At 41.7% G+C, this 17,287-nt stretch carries 15 protein-coding genes and 1 pseudogene; 15 read left to right on the forward strand and 1 reads right to left on the reverse strand.

Features of this window, described 5'->3' with window-relative positions; genetic code table 11:
- Window positions 1-8 precede the first annotated feature (8 nt).
- The 3 genes and pseudogenes from csm4 (at window position 9) to FFV08_05920 (ending at window position 3,362) form a co-directional block, all read left to right on the forward strand.
- Window positions 9-916: pseudogene (gene csm4, locus FFV08_05910) on the forward strand (type III-A CRISPR-associated RAMP protein Csm4).
- Window positions 913-2,049: a type III-A CRISPR-associated RAMP protein Csm5 gene (csm5, locus tag FFV08_05915; protein ID QLB52202.1), complete on the forward strand. Its 1,137-nt coding sequence runs from the start codon at window positions 913-915 to the stop codon at window positions 2,047-2,049. The pseudogene csm4 and the gene csm5 overlap by 4 nt, the downstream one beginning before the upstream one ends.
- On the forward strand, window positions 2,046-3,362 hold the full coding sequence (locus tag FFV08_05920; GenBank protein QLB52203.1) for a hypothetical protein: 1,317 nt from the start codon (window positions 2,046-2,048) through the stop codon (window positions 3,360-3,362). The genes csm5 and FFV08_05920 overlap by 4 nt, the downstream gene beginning before the upstream one ends.
- A 117-nt stretch (window positions 3,363-3,479) precedes the next feature.
- On the opposite strand, the gene FFV08_05925 is transcribed toward FFV08_05920, so the two are convergent.
- Complete coding sequence (locus tag FFV08_05925; protein ID QLB52204.1) at window positions 3,480-4,388, reverse strand: LysR family transcriptional regulator; 909 nt, start codon at window positions 4,386-4,388, stop codon at window positions 3,480-3,482.
- 248 nt (window positions 4,389-4,636) lie between these two features.
- On the opposite strand from FFV08_05925, the gene FFV08_05930 reads away from it, so the two are divergent.
- The 12 genes from FFV08_05930 to FFV08_05985 all read left to right on the forward strand — a co-directional run bounded on the left by FFV08_05930 (window position 4,637) and on the right by FFV08_05985 (window position 17,262).
- Entirely contained in the window at window positions 4,637-5,479 is an 843-nt protein-coding gene (locus FFV08_05930) for a hypothetical protein (GenBank protein QLB52205.1), read from the forward strand.
- A 25-nt stretch (window positions 5,480-5,504) separates the two neighbouring features.
- Window positions 5,505-6,482: a hypothetical protein gene (locus tag FFV08_05935; GenBank protein ID QLB52206.1), complete on the forward strand. Its 978-nt coding sequence runs from the start codon at window positions 5,505-5,507 to the stop codon at window positions 6,480-6,482.
- Between the two features lie 210 nt (window positions 6,483-6,692).
- The gene (locus FFV08_05940) at window positions 6,693-7,499 is read left to right on the forward strand and encodes a dihydroorotate dehydrogenase electron transfer subunit (GenBank protein QLB52207.1); all 807 of its coding nucleotides are present in this window, start codon (window positions 6,693-6,695) and stop codon (window positions 7,497-7,499) included.
- 11 nt (window positions 7,500-7,510) lie between these two features.
- A complete protein-coding gene (locus FFV08_05945) occupies window positions 7,511-8,449 on the forward strand; it encodes a dihydroorotate dehydrogenase (GenBank protein QLB52208.1) in 939 nt (312 codons plus the stop codon).
- Between the two features lie 247 nt (window positions 8,450-8,696).
- Window positions 8,697-9,389 carry an orotidine-5'-phosphate decarboxylase gene (gene pyrF / locus FFV08_05950; GenBank protein QLB52209.1) on the forward strand — a complete coding sequence of 231 codons (693 nt, stop codon included), beginning with the start codon at window positions 8,697-8,699 and terminating at the stop codon, window positions 9,387-9,389.
- Window positions 9,390-9,467: 78 nt separating this feature from the next.
- Window positions 9,468-10,097 (forward strand): orotate phosphoribosyltransferase, encoded by a 630-nt coding sequence (locus tag FFV08_05955; GenBank protein QLB52210.1) that lies wholly within the window; start codon window positions 9,468-9,470, stop codon window positions 10,095-10,097.
- Window positions 10,098-10,208: 111 nt separating this feature from the next.
- Window positions 10,209-11,747 carry a hypothetical protein gene (locus FFV08_05960; GenBank protein QLB52211.1) on the forward strand — a complete coding sequence of 513 codons (1,539 nt, stop codon included), beginning with the start codon at window positions 10,209-10,211 and terminating at the stop codon, window positions 11,745-11,747.
- Window positions 11,744-12,496 carry a DUF4336 domain-containing protein gene (locus tag FFV08_05965; GenBank protein QLB52212.1) on the forward strand — a complete coding sequence of 251 codons (753 nt, stop codon included), beginning with the start codon at window positions 11,744-11,746 and terminating at the stop codon, window positions 12,494-12,496. Before FFV08_05960 ends, FFV08_05965 begins: the two co-directional genes overlap by 4 nt.
- 35 nt (window positions 12,497-12,531) lie before the next feature.
- Window positions 12,532-13,185 (forward strand): uracil-DNA glycosylase, encoded by a 654-nt coding sequence (locus FFV08_05970; protein QLB52213.1) that lies wholly within the window; start codon window positions 12,532-12,534, stop codon window positions 13,183-13,185.
- Window positions 13,186-13,193: 8 nt separating this feature from the next.
- A complete protein-coding gene (locus FFV08_05975; GenBank protein ID QLB52214.1) occupies window positions 13,194-13,658 on the forward strand; it encodes an 8-oxo-dGTP diphosphatase in 465 nt (154 codons plus the stop codon).
- A 12-nt stretch (window positions 13,659-13,670) separates the two neighbouring features.
- Window positions 13,671-14,939, forward strand: coding sequence for a dihydroorotase (locus FFV08_05980; GenBank protein QLB52215.1), 1,269 nt, complete (start codon window positions 13,671-13,673; stop codon window positions 14,937-14,939).
- 163 nt (window positions 14,940-15,102) lie between these two features.
- On the forward strand, window positions 15,103-17,262 hold the full coding sequence (locus tag FFV08_05985) for an LPXTG cell wall anchor domain-containing protein (GenBank protein ID QLB52216.1): 2,160 nt from the start codon (window positions 15,103-15,105) through the stop codon (window positions 17,260-17,262).
- Window positions 17,263-17,287: the final 25 nt, after the last annotated feature.

Here is a 17,287-nt window from a genome sequence, read left to right on the forward strand (position 1 = left end):
GGTCTGCTATGGCCTATCAACTCTATAAATTAGATTTTAAGTCTGCTCATTTTGGAGAAGGTCATTTGGATGATTCGGCCATGACTTTCACGGCAGCTCGTCTTTACTCTGCCTTAGTGCTTGAAGCTATCAAGGCGGGGGTCTTAGATGAGTTTGAGAATTTATCTCGACAGGATGAGTTTGTACTGACTGATGCTTTCCCCTATATGGAAGCCCCTTATCTCCCTAAGCCAATCGGCTATCCATTGTTGGATAAAGTCAACCGAAATGAAGATATTATCAAACAGCGTGAAGAGGCAAAAAAAGCAAAAAAAATAGCCTTTATTAAGCTGGGGATTTTGACTGCTTTCTATCTGGAAATAGTATCGTTGGTGAATCTCTGGCTACAAAATCAATTAACACAAAAAACCAGCCCTTCCAAGATGGAAATCTTTATCAAGTTGCTTCAGTTCACTTTGACAAAAGCAGTCTGTATTTCATCGCTAGTCAATCTGATTTGTTGGATCGTTTATTGGAAAGTCTTCAGTTTAGTGGTATCGGAGGAAAGCGCAGCAGTGGTTACGGTGGTTTTACTCTGGATAAAACTGTTGCCCAGCCACTGGATTTTTTGGAAAAATTAACTGTTAACCATACAGGCAAAGTAATGACTTTGACGACTTCTTTACCAGTGGATAGTGATTTGGAAGTTGCAATGAATGAGGGGAGATACTTACTGAAAAAGGCAAGTGGCTTTGCATTTAGTGAAGAGACGGTATCTAACTTCCGCAAGCAGAATCTTTACACTTTTAAGGCAGGTTCAACCTTTTCCAAAACTTATAGTGGGCAAATCTGCGATGTCAAGCCAAGTGATGATTTTCCTCATTCAGTCTGGCATTATGCTAAACCCTTATTCTATATATTGGAGGAATCCAAATGAAGACAAAATATAGGAAATTCAAGCTGACTCTGTGGACCTTGGGACCAGTGCATATCGGGAGTGGTCAGCTTCATACTGCTCGTGAGTATATTCTTGAAGGGGATGAATATTATTTTCCAGATATGACTCTGCTTTATGACGAACTTATCAAACGAGGTATTGATGAAAAATTCCAAAAGTTCTTAATTGATTCGGATAATAAAACCAATCGAATAAGTGATTTTCTAGCTGAGCATGGTGTAACAAAACGTGATTTTGGGGGCTATAGACTTAAAGCAACAGGACTTGAAAAGCCTAAAGGAGAGAAAGTACCTAGAAACCAGGAAACGACAGATCCAGGAGAAATAAATGGCGTTCATCAATTTATGAGAGATTGTTACGGTAATCCTTATGTCCCTGGCAGCTCTCTTAAAGGTGCTATTCGAACTATTTTGATGAATACACATTGGCATTCAACGGATTTTAAGCAGGAAAAAAAAGACAAAATTCTTGAAAATAAGAAAGCGATTCCTTGGGGACCAACTCGACAGCAGAGATATAAAGAATTAGAACCTTTTGATGATATTTTTAATGAGATTCGTGTCTCAGACAGTCAGCCTCTGACAAATGATGATTTAATTCTTGTTCAAAAGTGGGATTTTACTCCAGATAAGGATACAGAGGCACATTCACTAAGTATCTATCGTGAAGCTTTGAAACCTGGAACCAAGCTGGAATTTGAAATCATTACTGCTTCAGGTTTTAAGGGTGGAAGAGCAGGTGACCTCATTGCTTCTCTTGGAGAATATGCACAAGAATTTTACTTTGGAGTGACAGAAGATGAAGGCTATGAAGGATATAAAGATTTCTTTCTAAAGAAATTTCCTAATCATTTAATTCAAAACAATCTATCCTATCCCCTCTATTTAGGTGGTGGAAGTGGTGCTTGGACCAAAACAATATTTAGGCAAGCGGATGGCGAAGTTCAAAAACGACATAAGAAAATGTCTGGACGAGGCGCTCTAAAATTGACGAAGGCACCCCAGCAAGTTATAAAAACTACTAAAGGCGAAAAAAGCTTGATAAATAATGCGCAAAATTTCTATGAAATGGGCAAAACCTGTTTTACGATTACGGAGGTAGCTACAAGATGAAGACGTTGGTTACATTTATCAGTCAGTATGATCCGATTGGTGTAAAATTTAAACATCCTACAAAAAAAGATGAAACGGGTCGAGAAAAAACGGACAATTTTCGAAGAGCCTTGTCTATAGGGGACATTCATACATATGAGCATGATGGGTACCAACAGGAAATTTCAGATGGTCCTGCACTCGTAATTATTAAAAATGAATTACCTGACAAAATTATTGTGATATATAGTGATGAGATGAAGGTAAAACAGGAAAACTTTACAAGGGCTGCTAAAGCTGTTTATAGAACAAAAGCAGTCCAAATCCCTGAGATTCAAAATGAGTATGTAGCAGAGGGGATTCATGAATTTGAAGCGATGTATAAATTCGTGGAAAAAATCCTTGATAGAGAAGATATGTCGAACGGAGATTATATTTTAAATATCACAAGTGGTACTGCTCAATGCCAGGCTGCCATGTACTTTATCAATTTTATCAAGGATTATCATACAAGACTTGCTCGGGTAGATTCTCCAAATGGGAAGAAAACAAATAGGTCTAATCAGGGCGCTCCTTATTTTGAAGAAGTTGTTTTAGATGATTTATTGAAAAAGCAAACAGCAGAAAATGAAGATGAGCGTAAACCAGAAATTGAAACAGGCGAAAAATTAAAAAACAATTTACTACAACGAACCTATAAAAACTTCATTTTGAAGTATGAGTACAAAGCGGCGTTAGATATCTTAAAGGCAAATCGCGATATCATTTCCAACGAACAAGATTGGGAAGATTCAAAAAATATATTAGAAAACATGATTAGTGTTTTTCAAAAACAGAGAGTTCTTGAAGAGATTGCTGCTGATGATAATTTGCAATATGATGACACAGAGGAGTTTCAAAAAGTGTTAAATTATTATCTGATGATTGATATTCTAAACCGTAGAGGTCAAGTTACTGATGTGCTAGTCAAGGTAAAATCCTTTGCGGAATTTATCTTGAAATCTGTAATTGAAAGAAGACATCCGGATTTAAAAGTAATTAAAAAAATTAAGAAAATTAATATCTTTGATATGGTTAAAATTCTCAACCATTATCATGAATATTCTGAATTTGAAACTTCAATTTCTAAAGTTCAGGATGTAAATTCTCAAAGAAACAAAGTTGCTCATGGACTGACTGGAATCTCAGTGGAGCAAGAGGAATTGGATGAATTAGTGGAAGGTTTGAAGGAGCTGGTCACTACAGCATATTCTGATATAGATGTCTCTTTATATCAGAAATATTTTGATTATTATGATATAAAGAATCAAGATTTAATCAGCTGTCTTAAATAGACTTCCGCTTTCCCTACCTCTTTCCTCCATCTGATAGACCTGAAGTGAAACCAAGTCTGAAAAATAGAAAAAACACCTAGAGCCTGCAGTAAGCTGCCTGCTTCTAGGTGTTTTACTTTATTTATCAAACTTCACTTCCTCAATCAGATAATCAATGAAGCGTTCTCCCATTTTGGATAGGCTGGCTTTTTCGTGTTGGATGTAGACCAGTTCAATTGGATCATCAATGTCCAGTGGAATGGAGACGATATTATCTCCGTTGAGGTTGCTGTTTAGAATACCGGTTGCAATCGTGTAGCCGTCCAAACCAATCAAGAGGTTAAAGAGGGTCGCGCGGTCGCTGACGACGATTGATTTTTTATGGTGTTCCTGAGAGAGAATTTCCTCAGAAAAGTAGAAGGAGTTGTGAGTTCCTTGGTCGTAGCTGAGGTAGGGGAAGTTTTCTAAGTCAGATAATTGAACCAGCTTTTTCTTGGCCAGCGGATTGGACTTGCTGACAAAGATATGGGGTTGAGCTGTGAATAGATGAGTAGCAATCAGGTGATTGTCATCCAGCATCTTGGATAGGACATCGCGGTTGTAGCTATTGAGAAAGAGGACGCCGATTTCGCTGCGGAAGTTTTTTACGTCGTCAATAATTTCCCAAGTCCGAGTTTCCCGTAAAAAGAGCTCGTATTTCTCCATATCGCTTTTTTTGAGCAGGGAGACAAAGGCATTGACCACAAAGGCATAGTGCTGGGCAGAAACGCTGAAAAGTTCGCGGTGGGCGACAGGGTTTTTGTATCGCTCCTCTAGAAGCTGAGTCTGCTCAACCACCTGCCGGGCATAAGAAAGAAACTCCATGCCGTCCTTGGTTAAGGTAATTCCTTTGGGATTGCGAATGAAAATCTCGATACCCATTTCATTTTCCAAATCCCGCACAGCATTGGACAAACTAGGCTGGGTAATGAAAAGCTGTTTGGCAGCTTCGTTCATACTGCCAGTCTCGACAATTTTGATAATATAGTGTAACTGTTGAATTCTCATAGGACTATTTTATCACAAACTGGGGATTTTTTCCTGATAAATCAATGAAAGCTAGCATAGTTTTGTAATTGAATTTATTAAAATGGATAGGTGGTAAAAGAAATTCTATTGGATATAGTGACATTTTTAAAGTTTGTTCTTATTGGAACTATATTGAGGAATTTTATCTAGTCTTTTACAATGAAGCAGATTTTGCAATTTCAAGTTATTCGTGATATGATGATTTTTAGACTGTAAAAGGAGTAGTTATGAAGAGAAAAGAGGATTCTTTTGAAGATATTGCTTTTGAGTTAGAGAAGGAGACTTCTAAGTCTAAATTCTTACCATTCGTTTTATTAGCCATTATTGGCTTTTCTATTGTTGGAGCAGTTTTTTTAATGCTTTCTATACCGGAAAAAGCTCAATCTAAGCAACCGGTGAGCCAGTCAAGTCAGATTATTTCACCATCAAAAGAATTAGAGGATAAGAAGACTGAAGTAAAAAAATTCGCTGAAAGTCTTACAGTTTCTCCAGAAAAAAGTGGTCCCTTTCTTTGGACGGTTGACAAGGCAGTTTCTCTACACATGGACAAAGATAAAGGCGGAGACGTCTTGGAAGATGTTTTAAAAGAATTTGGAAAACCTGTCGAAGCTGGTTCGTGGATTCACTTGTTACCAAATCATGAAGTCCGAAACTATATTAGTCTTTTCTGGAAAGATAAAAACGGTAATATAGGCAATGTATCTTTAATATTTGCTGAATTTGATGGTGTCTATAAGCTCACCTCAAAGTTCTTTAATCTTTCAAGTAATGCAATTAAAGTTGATAAAAACCCTGATCGAGATTTTTTATGGACGCAAGAATATATAGATAGTCTTGTTATTGGTGCTAGAGAAGGTACTGACAAAGGTACGGCTTATGATGAGATTGTTTCAAATGTTGGTTTGCCTTTTTATCAAATAATTTCAGGAGAAAACAATCAACTTAAGTTAAGGATTACTTATAATAATCCAAAGGGTTGGAAAGAACGTAATAAATTACAGACTGTTATTCTAGAATTCTACAACCAAGAAGATGGAACATGGCGTTTAGTTTCTAAACAAAGCCAGTAAACTAAATAAGAAAGAGGAGACAAACTTGAGAAAGAATAGCAAGAAAAAACATGATTCCAATTCATTTAGAGATATAAAAAAGGAACTTTATAGACAACAAAAGATAAAAAGAGAAGAACTCAGCATGATGGCCATACAGGAGAAGAAAAAAAGGACTAACTTAGCCTTTATTCTTCTTTGTTTAACCATATCATTTACTTTATTATTTGGCTTCTATTATTTATCACTAAAGGTTCCTAACAAAGACAATGCTAAACACAAAGAAGATAAGACAGTCTCGTCAGTTAGTAAAGAAAGCTCTACTAGTCAGCAAGATGAACCTGAGTTAGAAACGGACAAGAAACAGAAGGAACTTAAAAATAAACTTGTGGTAGAAGATGAAAAAAAGTTTGCTTTTAAATGGACATTAGACAATTTTGTAGAACTCAAAATAGCAAAAGTTGGGGAGTGGAAGAATAATCCGACTTTGGAAGAGGTTATTACGAAATACGGTAAGGGTTCAAATGTGAGTTTTACCGAAAATGGATTGACACTAACTTATAAGACAAGGGTGATGAACATAGAAAAAAACAGCTTATCTGATCATCCTCAGGAGATAAGACTAGGTTTTTTTGATCCCGATTCCAATGGCAAGGAGTACTATTTGATAACTAAATCGGCATTGTTCTTGGACGATAGTCGCTATCCAGTGGCTGCCAAAGAGGAGTTTGTCTTTAACTGGAAGCCAGAAGATATCGATACATTGATATTGGGTGATAGGCAGCGAGGTAAAGGTGGTATGACTTATCAAGAAGTTGTTGAACGTTTTGGATTACCCTCTTACAGTAATATTCATGGGAATGATACGGATTTTGATCCCTTATCGTTGAGTATACAGTATATTAATATACGAAAATCAGATACTGAACGAAAAAGTGATAGAGTAGCCTTGATTTTCAGAAGACAGGAGGATGGCAGCTTTTGTCTAGCAGACGCAAGAAGTGAATTTGATAAGAGCTGGTAAAGCTGTGGTAAGTCGGAGATGTGAAAATTCTAATATTTTTTATGCCTTGACATTCCTCATCTCTAACGATATAATGTTTACAATTTAACCTTTAATCAAGTCCAGTGAGGCTGCAAGGTAGGAAAAACGTTATAAGAGGCAAGTAGACTGCCTTGTTTTTTGCGAAACCTTGCTGCGGCGAGGTTTTTTCTTGTAGAAAGTGAGGTTGTCATGGTTAGTGACAGTTGTAAAAAGAGATTTGGCAAGATTATGCTGGAGCAAATGGAGCTGCTGGAGCAAGTAGAGATTGCGCCTAATATTTTTTCCATGCTTCTAAAGGGACAAATGGTTGCTCAGATGCAGGCAGGGCAGTTTTTACATATTCGGGTACCAGATGACAGCAAGCTTTTGCGCCGGCCTATCTCAATCGCACAGATTGACCGAGACAATCTGACTTGTCGCATCATTTATCGGATAGAAGGTGGCGGGACGGCTATTTTTTCTCAACTTTCAGTTGGAACTTTTCTTGATGTTATGGGGCCTCAGGGCAATGGCTTTGATTTGAGTCCTGTAAGGGCAGGTGACCACGCTTTGATTATCGGTGGTGGGATTGGCGTCCCTCCCCTGCTTGAGGTTGCTAAAGAATTGCATGCCAAGGGAGCTCAAGTGACTGCTGTTCTGGGATTTGCTGATAAATCTGCTGTCATTTTAGAGGAAGAAATGAAAGAATACGCCGAGGTCATTGTTACAACGGATAACGGCTCTTATGGCTGCCAGGGCTATGTATCAGCCGTTGTGGATGAGTTGTCTCAAGACTATGCAGCTGTTTATTCCTGTGGTGCGCCTGCTATGCTTCAGTATGTGGATCGTAAGTTTCAGGACCATCCGCATGCTTATCTCTCCATGGAGTCTCGTATGGCTTGTGGCATGGGCGCCTGCTATGCCTGCGTAGTTCATCTTGCAGGTCAGGACGAGTCAGTCAATAAGCGGGTTTGTGAAGACGGCCCGGTCTTTGAGACGGGCACGATTGTTGTCTAGGAGGGGAAAGAATGAGTGACCAACGTTTAAGAGTTTCCTTGCCAGGCTTGGACCTGAAAAATCCAATTATTCCAGCATCTGGCTGTTTTGGCTTCGGACAAGAATATGCCAAATACTATGACCTAGAGTTGCTAGGCTCCATCATGATAAAGGCTACGACTTTGGACCCCCGCTTTGGCAATCCCACTCCGCGGGTTGCAGAAACGCCAGCTGGGATGCTTAATGCCATTGGCCTTCAAAATCCAGGTCTTGATGTTGTTCTAGCTGAAAAACTTCCCTGGCTGGAAAAGCATTATCCCAACCTGCCAATCATCGCCAATGTAGCAGGCTTTTCCAATCACGAGTATGCCACAGTGGCTGGGAAAATTTCTCAAGCCCCCAATGTCATGGCTATTGAGCTCAATATTTCCTGCCCTAACGTTGACCATGGAAATGCTGGACTTTTGATTGGTCAAGTTCCGGAGTTGGCTTACCAAGCAACCAAGGCAGCAGTAGAAAGTTCTGCTGTACCAGTCTATGTCAAATTGACTCCGAGTGTGGCAGACATCACTCAGGTAGCTAAGGCTGTTGAAGACGCTGGTGCTGCTGGTTTTACCATGATTAACACCTTAGTAGGTATGCGATTTGACTTGAAGTCACGCAAGCCTATTATCGCTAATGGCACAGGCGGTATGTCGGGTCCGGCTGTCTTTCCTGTAGCTCTCAAGCTAATCCGTCAAGTGGCTCAGGCAAGCAAACTTCCTATTATTGGTATGGGTGGAGTTGATTCGGCGGAGGCTGCTCTGGAGATGTTTATAGCAGGCGCTTCAGCCATTGGAGTGGGAACTGCCAATTTCACGGATCCATATGCTTGTCCTACCATCATTGAGAACCTGCCTAAGGCTATGGATAAATACGGCATCGAAAGTCTTGAAAGCTTACGAAAAGAAGTTCGAGAGAATTTGCTTTAAAGTTACATTTTTACTTGACAATCCTGCTGTGAAATTATAGAATGAACTAAATATAACCTTTAAAGAAGTCCAGAGAGGCTACTAAGGTACATACGTTTGAATGGCAGATACTGCCACATTTTCGTGTAACCTTGCTCTCGGGCAAGGTTTTTCTATGTCTTTAGGACTAACGTTACAGTTGGTTTTTAGATAGGATTGCCTAGCAGACTTCTTTGAAGATAATAATTTAAAAGGAGATTTTCCCCTCATGCGTGAAGAACGGCCTATTATCGCCCTCGACTTTCCATCTTTTGACGATGTCAAAGATTTCTTGGAGCATTTTCCGGAAGATGAAAAACTCTATGTCAAAATCGGTATGGAATTCTTCTATGCCATTGGTCCAGAAATCGTTCATTACCTGAAAGGTCTTGGACACAGCATTTTCTTGGATCTGAAACTGCACGACATTCCCAATACGGTTCGCTCAGCCATGTCTGTCTTAGGTACTTTTGGTATCGACATGGTGACAGTTCATGCAGCAGGCGGTGTGGAGATGATGAGTGAAGCCAAGAAGGTCTTAGGGGATAAGGCTAAGTTGGTTGCGGTGACCCAGCTGACCTCAACCAGTGAGGAAGATATGCGGGATTGCCAAAACATCCAGACCACAGTTCAGGAGTCTGTTGTCAATTACGCTCGCAAGGCCAAAGAAGCTGGTTTGGATGGCGTAGTTTGTTCAGCTCAAGAAGTGGAACTAATAAAGGCAGCAACTGCAAATGACTTTCTCTGTGTGACGCCGGGGATTCGGCCAGCTGGATCAGAAATCGGTGACCAAAAACGGGTCATGACACCGCAGGAAGCCCACCAAATCGGCAGTGACTATATTGTAGTAGGACGTCCAATTATCCAAGCTGAAAATCCTTGGGATGCTTACCACGAGATTAAGAAGCAGTGGAATAGCTAGGTAAAACAAGAGATACGAATTAAATCGTTTGTCAAAATTAACAGCATCATAAAATTTCAAATTTATAAGGAGCAAAAAATGACTTTAGCAAAAGAGATTGCGCGTGATTTATTGAAAATCAAAGCTGTGTATTTGAAGCCGGAAGAGCCTTTTACATGGGCATCAGGCATCAAATCACCTATATATACGGACAACCGTGTGACCTTGGCTTATCCAGAGACTCGAACCTTGATTGAAGATGGTTTCGTCGAAAAGATTCGGGCTGAATTTCCAGATGTAGAAGTCATTGCCGGAACTGCGACAGCAGGAATTCCTCATGGAGCTATTATCGCTGATAAGATGAACCTGCCATTTGCTTATATCCGCAGCAAACCAAAAGATCACGGAGCGGGCAATCAAATCGAAGGTCGCGTAGCGCCTGGGCAGAAGATGGTTGTCATCGAAGACTTAATCTCGACTGGCGGTTCGGTCTTGGATGCTATAGCTGCCGCTAAACGTGAAGGTGCGGATGTGATTGGCGCAGCGGCCATCTTTACCTATGAGCTGCCAAAGGCAGAAAAGAACTTCAATGAAGCGGGTGTGAAATTGGTGACCCTTTCTAACTACACTGAGCTAATCACTCTGGCTGAAGCAGAAGGTTATGTCAGTCCTGAGGGCTTGGCCTTGCTTGAAAAATTTAAGCATGACCAAGAAAATTGGCAGTCTTAGACCGAATAGAAATAAAATGATCTGACCTTTATTCAGGTCATTTTTCTGTAAAACGTCCTTGGACTGCCTTTAAAAATGGCTTAAAGTCTCGGCGTTTGGTATAATAGAGCTATGTCTAAGATTTATCACCTATCCTTTTTGATATTACAGAAAGTTATGCTGATTACGGCTGTTCACTGGTTTCTGATTGCTGTCTGGCATGTTGCAGAGCTGAATATCTTAGCTTTGTTTGCCTTTGCTGCTTTAGCTTATCTGGCCTATCGCTATCGACATTTGCTAGAAAAAGCTTATCATTGGCTGATGAAGCATAAACTTCTTATTATGCTAGCTGCCTTTATTTTTCAGCTGATTATGCTCTTTTCGGCAGAGCTTTTGATTAGGCGGGATGCAGCAGTTGTCTTTACAGGGGCTTTCAAAATTCTGAAAGAAAGCTCCATTTCCAGCTATCTGACCCGGAACCCTAACAATGTCTCACTATTTCTCTATGAGCGTTTTTTCTTTAATATATTTGGGGAATCCGGTCTATGGGTCATGCAGGCCTTGAATATTCTTTATACTAACGTAACGGCCTTGATTCTCTATAAGGGCTGCCAAAAGTATTTTTCCCAAAAGACTGCGGATGCTGTCTTTAGTTTATATGTGCTCTTGCTGGGCTTCTCTCCTTATTTCATTTCAATGTATACGGATATCCCGCCTCTGCCTTTCATCAGTCTGCAGATTTTCCTAGTTCTGGGATTGCTGAAGAGAGAGGAATCCAGCCGACAGCTGATTTGGCGCAGTATTTTGCTTGGGCTGATGACTAGTCTTGCTTTGTTCTTTAGACCAACGGTAATGATTTTGCTAATAGCTGTCTTCGGAGTCCTCTTTTTCAAAAAGAATTGGAAGAAGTTCTTTCTGACACTAGTCGTTTTTGCTTGTAGTTTTGCGATTAGCTATGCTCCGCTGCATTACTGGTCCAAGCACCAGACGGAAGTGCCGATTATAGAGGGAGAGGGATTGGCAAAAGGCCCCTTGCTCTTTATCAATTTAGGTCTGACCTTCAATGGCCACAATCAGGAAGATATGAAAGAAGGTCTCTTGCAGTATATTGAACCTGATAAGCAAGCTGATTACAACAACGGCATGTTTGCCAAGGAATATGTTATCAAGGAAATCAAGCGGCGTTTAAGTGAATATAATCCTTTGACTTTCGCTCTTCATCTCTTCTACAAGCAGTCTCTGACTGTAGCTGAAGGAGATTTGGGCTGGATCTACCGCAGTGTCGAGAATGAAAAGACGCCTTATATATCGCCTTTTTACCAAGCTACGAAAGATAATCCTTTAACTCAGTTTGTCCGCGACTTCTTCATAAACACTGACAAGTCAGAATTTGTCTATTTCTCGCTGTCCAAGCAGGTGGTTTGGATTGTCATGACAGCAGGACTTGTCTTTGTCCTTTGGAAATATCGCTCCAGCGATGAGTTGAATTTTCTAACCTTAGCTGTTTTTGGCGGCCTGCTCTTTTTGCAGATTTTCGAGGGAGGAAAGACGCGTTATTTGATTCAGTTTCTACCACAGATACTGATTCTGTCCGCTGTGGGCTTATCTCAGTACCCACAAGCCCTAGGGAAGTTTCGTTTTTGGACTAGAAAGAAGGAGTCTTTAGAATGAAAAGACCTGTTCCTATCTATGAACCGCTTTATAGCTTGAAGCCCATTGCTGAGAATATTTGGATTGTTGACGGTGATTTGATTGAGATGGATGCGGTGGTGACAAAGTTGCCCTTTTCTACCCGCATGACTGTCATCAAGTTAGCAAATGGTCAGCTCTGGTGCCATTCACCAATCCAGCCAAATCAAGCCTTGTTTGACCAGTTAGACGCTTTGGGATCAGTTTCGCATCTTGTTTCACCCAATAAGATTCACTATGCTTATATAGCTGACTGGAAGAAGAGTTATCCTGAGACAATTGCTTGGTCTAGCCCAGGAGTTGAGGAGAGAGCAGCCAAGCAGAAAATCCCAGTCTCTTTTGATGAAAAGCTGACGAATGAGGCTCCTGAAGCTTGGGCAGGCCAGATAGAACAGTTGATTTTCAAGGGAAGTACTTATATTGAGGAAGTTGTCTTTTTTCATAAGGACAGTCAAACCTTGATTTTGACGGATTTAATTGAGAATTTTGAAACAGAGCGTTTTCCGAGTTCGCTTCGTGGCAAGGCTTATAAATTAGTTCGAGTTGCAGCTCCAGATGGTCAGACGCCTATTGACTACCGTATGACCTTTATAGGTCATCAAAAAGAAGCCAAAGAATGTCTAGAGCGGATGCTGGCTTGGCAACCGGAAAAAATCATCTTAGCTCACGGTTCTTGTTTTCTGGAAAATAGCACAGCAGAACTCAAAAGAGCGCTTAGGTGGATTAGGTAAGAGAATTTTATCGTAGGAAATAAGAGGAGACATATATGCAGCATTCAGCTTGGCATGCTTTGATTAAGGAGCAGCTGCCAGAAGGTTATTTTGCAAAAATCAATCATTTTTTAGATGAAGTGTATGCTTCAGGGACCATTTACCCACCTCGGGAAAAGGTGTTTAATGCGATTCAGACGACAGATTTAGCGGATGTTAAGGTGGTTATTTTGGGGCAGGACCCCTACCACGGACCGAGACAGGCACAAGGCTTGAGTTTTTCGGTACCTGATGACATTCCAGCTCCACCTTCTTTGCAGAATATTCTTAAAGAACTGGCAGAAGATATCGGAGTGAAAGAGTCACATGATTTGACTTCCTGGGCTCAGCAAGGTGTTCTATTGCTCAATGCTGGGCTGACTGTGCCTGCTGGCCAGGCCAATGCGCATGCCGGCCTAATCTGGGAGCCTTTTACAGATGCTATTATCAAAGTGGTCAATGAAAAGTCTGATCCAGTTGTCTTTATCCTATGGGGTTCCTATGCCCGCAAGAAAAAAGCCTTGATTAGTAATTCCCAACATTTGATTATTGAGTCAGCTCACCCAAGTCCGCTGTCTGCTTACCGTGGCTTCTTTGGCAGCAAACCTTTTTCACGTACCAATGATTTCTTAGTGGCTAAGGGCTTGGAACCTATTGATTGGTTAGCTTAGGAGGTAGTATGGTTCAGTTAGCAACGATTTGTTATATCGATAATGGCCGGGAGTTTCTCATGCTTCACCGCAACAAAAAGCCCAATGATGTCCATGCTGGGAAATGGATTGGTGTCGGTGGCAAGCTAGAGCGTGGAGAAACCCCACAGGAATGCGCTGCACGTGAGATTCTAGAGGAAACAGGTCTAAAGGCTAAACCTGTTCTCAAAGGAGTTATCACTTTTCCAGAGTTTACTCCCGACTTGGACTGGTATACCTATGTTTTCAAGGTGACTGAGTTTGAGGGTGAACTGATTGACTGCAACGAAGGGACTTTGGAATGGGTGCCCTATGACCAGGTTTTATCTAAACCAACTTGGGAAGGCGATCATACTTTTGTTGAGTGGCTTTTAGAAGACAAGCCTTTCTTTTCAGCAAAGTTTGTTTATGACGGGGATAAGCTGTTGGATACGCAGGTGGACTTTTACGAATAAGGAGATAAGACGATGCTATTAATCAAAAACGGACGAGTTATGGATCCTAAGACTGGTTTTGACCAAATTACTGACCTTTTGGTTGAGGGGAAGAAAATCGTCAAAATCGGTCAAGATTTGCAGGCGGAAGATGCAACAGTTATTGATGCCAGTGGTTTGGTTGTGGCTCCAGGTTTGGTGGATATACACGTTCATTTCCGGGAGCCGGGCCAGACTCATAAGGAAGACATTCATACGGGGGCATTGGCTGCAGCAGCAGGTGGCTTTACGACTGTTGTTATGATGGCCAATACCAATCCTACCATTTCAACGGTTGAAACCCTGAAAGAAGTACTGGAGTCGGCTAGTCGCGAAAAAATCCATATCAAGTCGGTTGCAACAATTACAGAAAATTTTGATGGGCAGCATCTGACAGATTTCCAAGGTCTTTTGGCAGCTGGTGCAGTAGGTTTTTCTGATGACGGTATTCCGCTGACCAACGCTGGCATTGTCCGCAAGGCCCTCGTAGAAGCGCGTAAAAATAACACCTTTATCAGCTTGCACGAGGAAGATCCAAATCTCAACGGTATACTTGGTTTCAATGAGCATATCGCTAAAGAGCATTTTCATATCTGCGGTGCGACAGGTGTGGCAGAATACAGCATGATTGCCCGCGATGTCATGATTGCTTATGATGCCAAGGCTCATGTGCATATCCAGCATTTGTCCAAGGCTGAGAGTGTAAAGGTGGTGGAATTCGCTCAGAATCTAGGCGCTCAAGTCACCGCTGAAGCAGCACCTCAGCACTTCTCTAAGACAGAAGCTCTGCTATTGACCAAGGGCAGCAATGCTAAGATGAATCCGCCTCTGCGCTTAGAATCGGACCGTCTGGCAGTTATTGAGGGGCTCAAGTCTGGTGTCATTTCTGTCATTGCGACGGATCATGCTCCACATCATGCTGACGAGAAAAATGTAGCTGATATCACTCAGGCACCTTCTGGAATGACTGGGCTTGAGACTTCACTTTCTCTGGGACTGACCTACCTAGTTGAGACTGGTCATCTGAGCTTGATGGAACTTTTAGAGAAAATGACTCTTAATCCGGCTCAGTTATATGGTTTCGATGCTGGCTTCATCGCTCAGGATGGTCCAGCCGATTTGACGATATTTGACCCAGAAGCAGATAGACTTGTGACTGACCACTTTGCCTCCAAGGCAGCCAATTCGCCATTTATTGATGAAAAACTCAAAGGTCAAGTGAAGTTTACCATCTGTGATGGGGAAGTTGTCTTTGAAGGATAATACTAATAAGGCTCTGATGAATTTCAGGGTCTTTTTTAACACAGAAAACTTTCCAGAAGTTTTCTGAAAAAACGAATGTTTGTTGAAATATTAAGGATATAGTTCCTTTTTAAACTAAAAAGAGGTATAATATAACAAAATACTAAAGAGGAGTGTTCGTTATATGAAGAAGAAATTTTTCATCTTACCTGTTCTATCAACAGTGCTTTTGGCACCTGCTTTTTTGGCGCATCAAGTCTCTGCGGAAGAGGCTCAGGCTAGTCCTGAACCTGCAACGACGGAGTTGACCAGTCAGCCAGCTACTGAGACAGCTTCTGCAGCGCAACCAACTGCTCCAGCAGCTTCAGCAGAAGAAAAACCAGCAGCAGATAGTCAGAATGCAGCTGATCCGGCTGGTCCAGCTGCGACGGAAGCCGCTGTAGCACCAGCCCAGTCTGAAAATCTACCAGAGGCTACGATTCTCCATACCAACGATGTTCACGGTCGCATCGTAGAGGAAAAAGGCGTTATCGGTGATTCCAAGTTGGCTACTGTTATCAAGGAGGAGCGCGCTAAAAATCCTAAAGTGCTTGTTGTGGATGCGGGTGATGCCTTCCAGGGTCTGCCAATTTCCAATAGCTCCAAGGGGGAAGAACAAGCAAAAATCCTCAATGAAATTGGCTATGATGCTATGGCAGTCGGTAACCATGAGTTTGACTTTGGTCTGGATGAGGCAAAGAAATATAAGGAAATTCTTAAATTCCCACTCCTCAGTTCTAACACCTACGCCAATAATGCTCGGATTTTCCAAGCTTCTACCATTGTGGACAAGGATCCAGCAGTTGAGGGAGATGAGTTTGTAGTCATCGGTGTGACAACACCAGAAACTGCTACAAAAACTCACCCTAAAAACGTTCAAGGCGTGACCTTCACTGATCCAATCACAGAAGTCAATCGCGTCATTGACGAAATCGAAGCACGCGCAGCAGCAGAAGGAAAGAACTACAAAAACTATGTTGTTCTAGCTCACTTGGGTATTGATACGACCACTCCGACAGAGTGGCGCGGCTCAACCTTGGCTGAAGCTCTTTCTAAAAATCCTAAGCTCAAAGGTAAGCGTGTAACCGTTATTGACGGCCACTCCCACACAGTAGAGTCTACCACTTATGGTGACAATGTAACTTACAACCAGACCGGTAGCTACCTACACAATATCGGAAAAGTGACTTTCAAGGCCAATCAACTTCTGGGTAATCCTCAGCAAATCCCTGCTGAAACAGCTAAAAAAGTCGATCCAGACCCAGTTGTTGCAGACATGGTTAGCAAGATTAAAGCTAGATACGACGCAGATAATGCCAAAGTTATCGTAGCAAACAGCCCTGTAGAGCTTAATGGCGACCGAGAAAATGTCCGCGTTCGCGAAACCAATCTGGGTAATGTCGTAGCTGATGCTCTCTACGATTATGGTCAAACTGGCTTTGCCAATAAAACAGACCTAGCTGTTACTAACGGAGGCGGTCTGCGCGAAACTATTGCCAAAGACAAGCCAATCACCAAGGGAAATGTTATCGCTGTCTTGCCTTTTGGAAATACTATTTCTCAAATCAAGGTAACTGGTCAAAATATCGCAGATATGTTTGCCAAATCTCTGGGCTCTATTCTTCAGGAAAAAGATGGCAAGCCTGTGCTGGATGAGAACGGACAACCCTTGCTAGAACCAAGCGGTGGTTACTTGCAAATCTCTGGAGCTAAAGTCTACTACGACACGACTCTGCCGGCTGATCAGCGTATCCTACACATCGAGATTAAGAACAAAGAAACTGGTGTTTATGAGCCACTTGATCCAAATAAGACCTACTATCTGACGACTAATGACTTCTTGGCTGCTGGTGGTGACGGCTATACCATGCTGGGTGGCCCTCGCGAGGAAGGACCATCTATGGATGTGGCCTTTGCAGACTATCTTGCAAAAGCTGATTTGACAGGCTATTCGGTCATTAATCCAAACTCACGTGCTATCTCTATTTCATCCACTAAAGATACAGACGGTGATGGCTACACTGATATTGAGGAAATCAAGCAAGGAACGGATCCTGCTAATGCAGCTTCCTACCCAGCTGGTGCCAAAGCAGCTGATCCTGCAAAACAGGCAGCTCCAATGGCCAACACGCCAAATCAAACTAAGCAAGTACCTGTCCATGTTGCCAAGACCTTCACTAAGGACCCTGCAGCTAAAGAACTGCCACAAACAGGCAGCGAATCAGCAGTTGCCTTGAGCCTAGTTGGTATGGTTTTAGGATTCTTTGGATTGGCAGGAATCAAGAAAAGTCACAAAGAAGACTAGTTAGAAGACACAATAAAACGGAAGT

This window comes from Streptococcus sanguinis (assembly GCA_013378335.1).
Classification (GTDB): Bacteria; Bacillota; Bacilli; order Lactobacillales; family Streptococcaceae; genus Streptococcus; species Streptococcus sanguinis_I.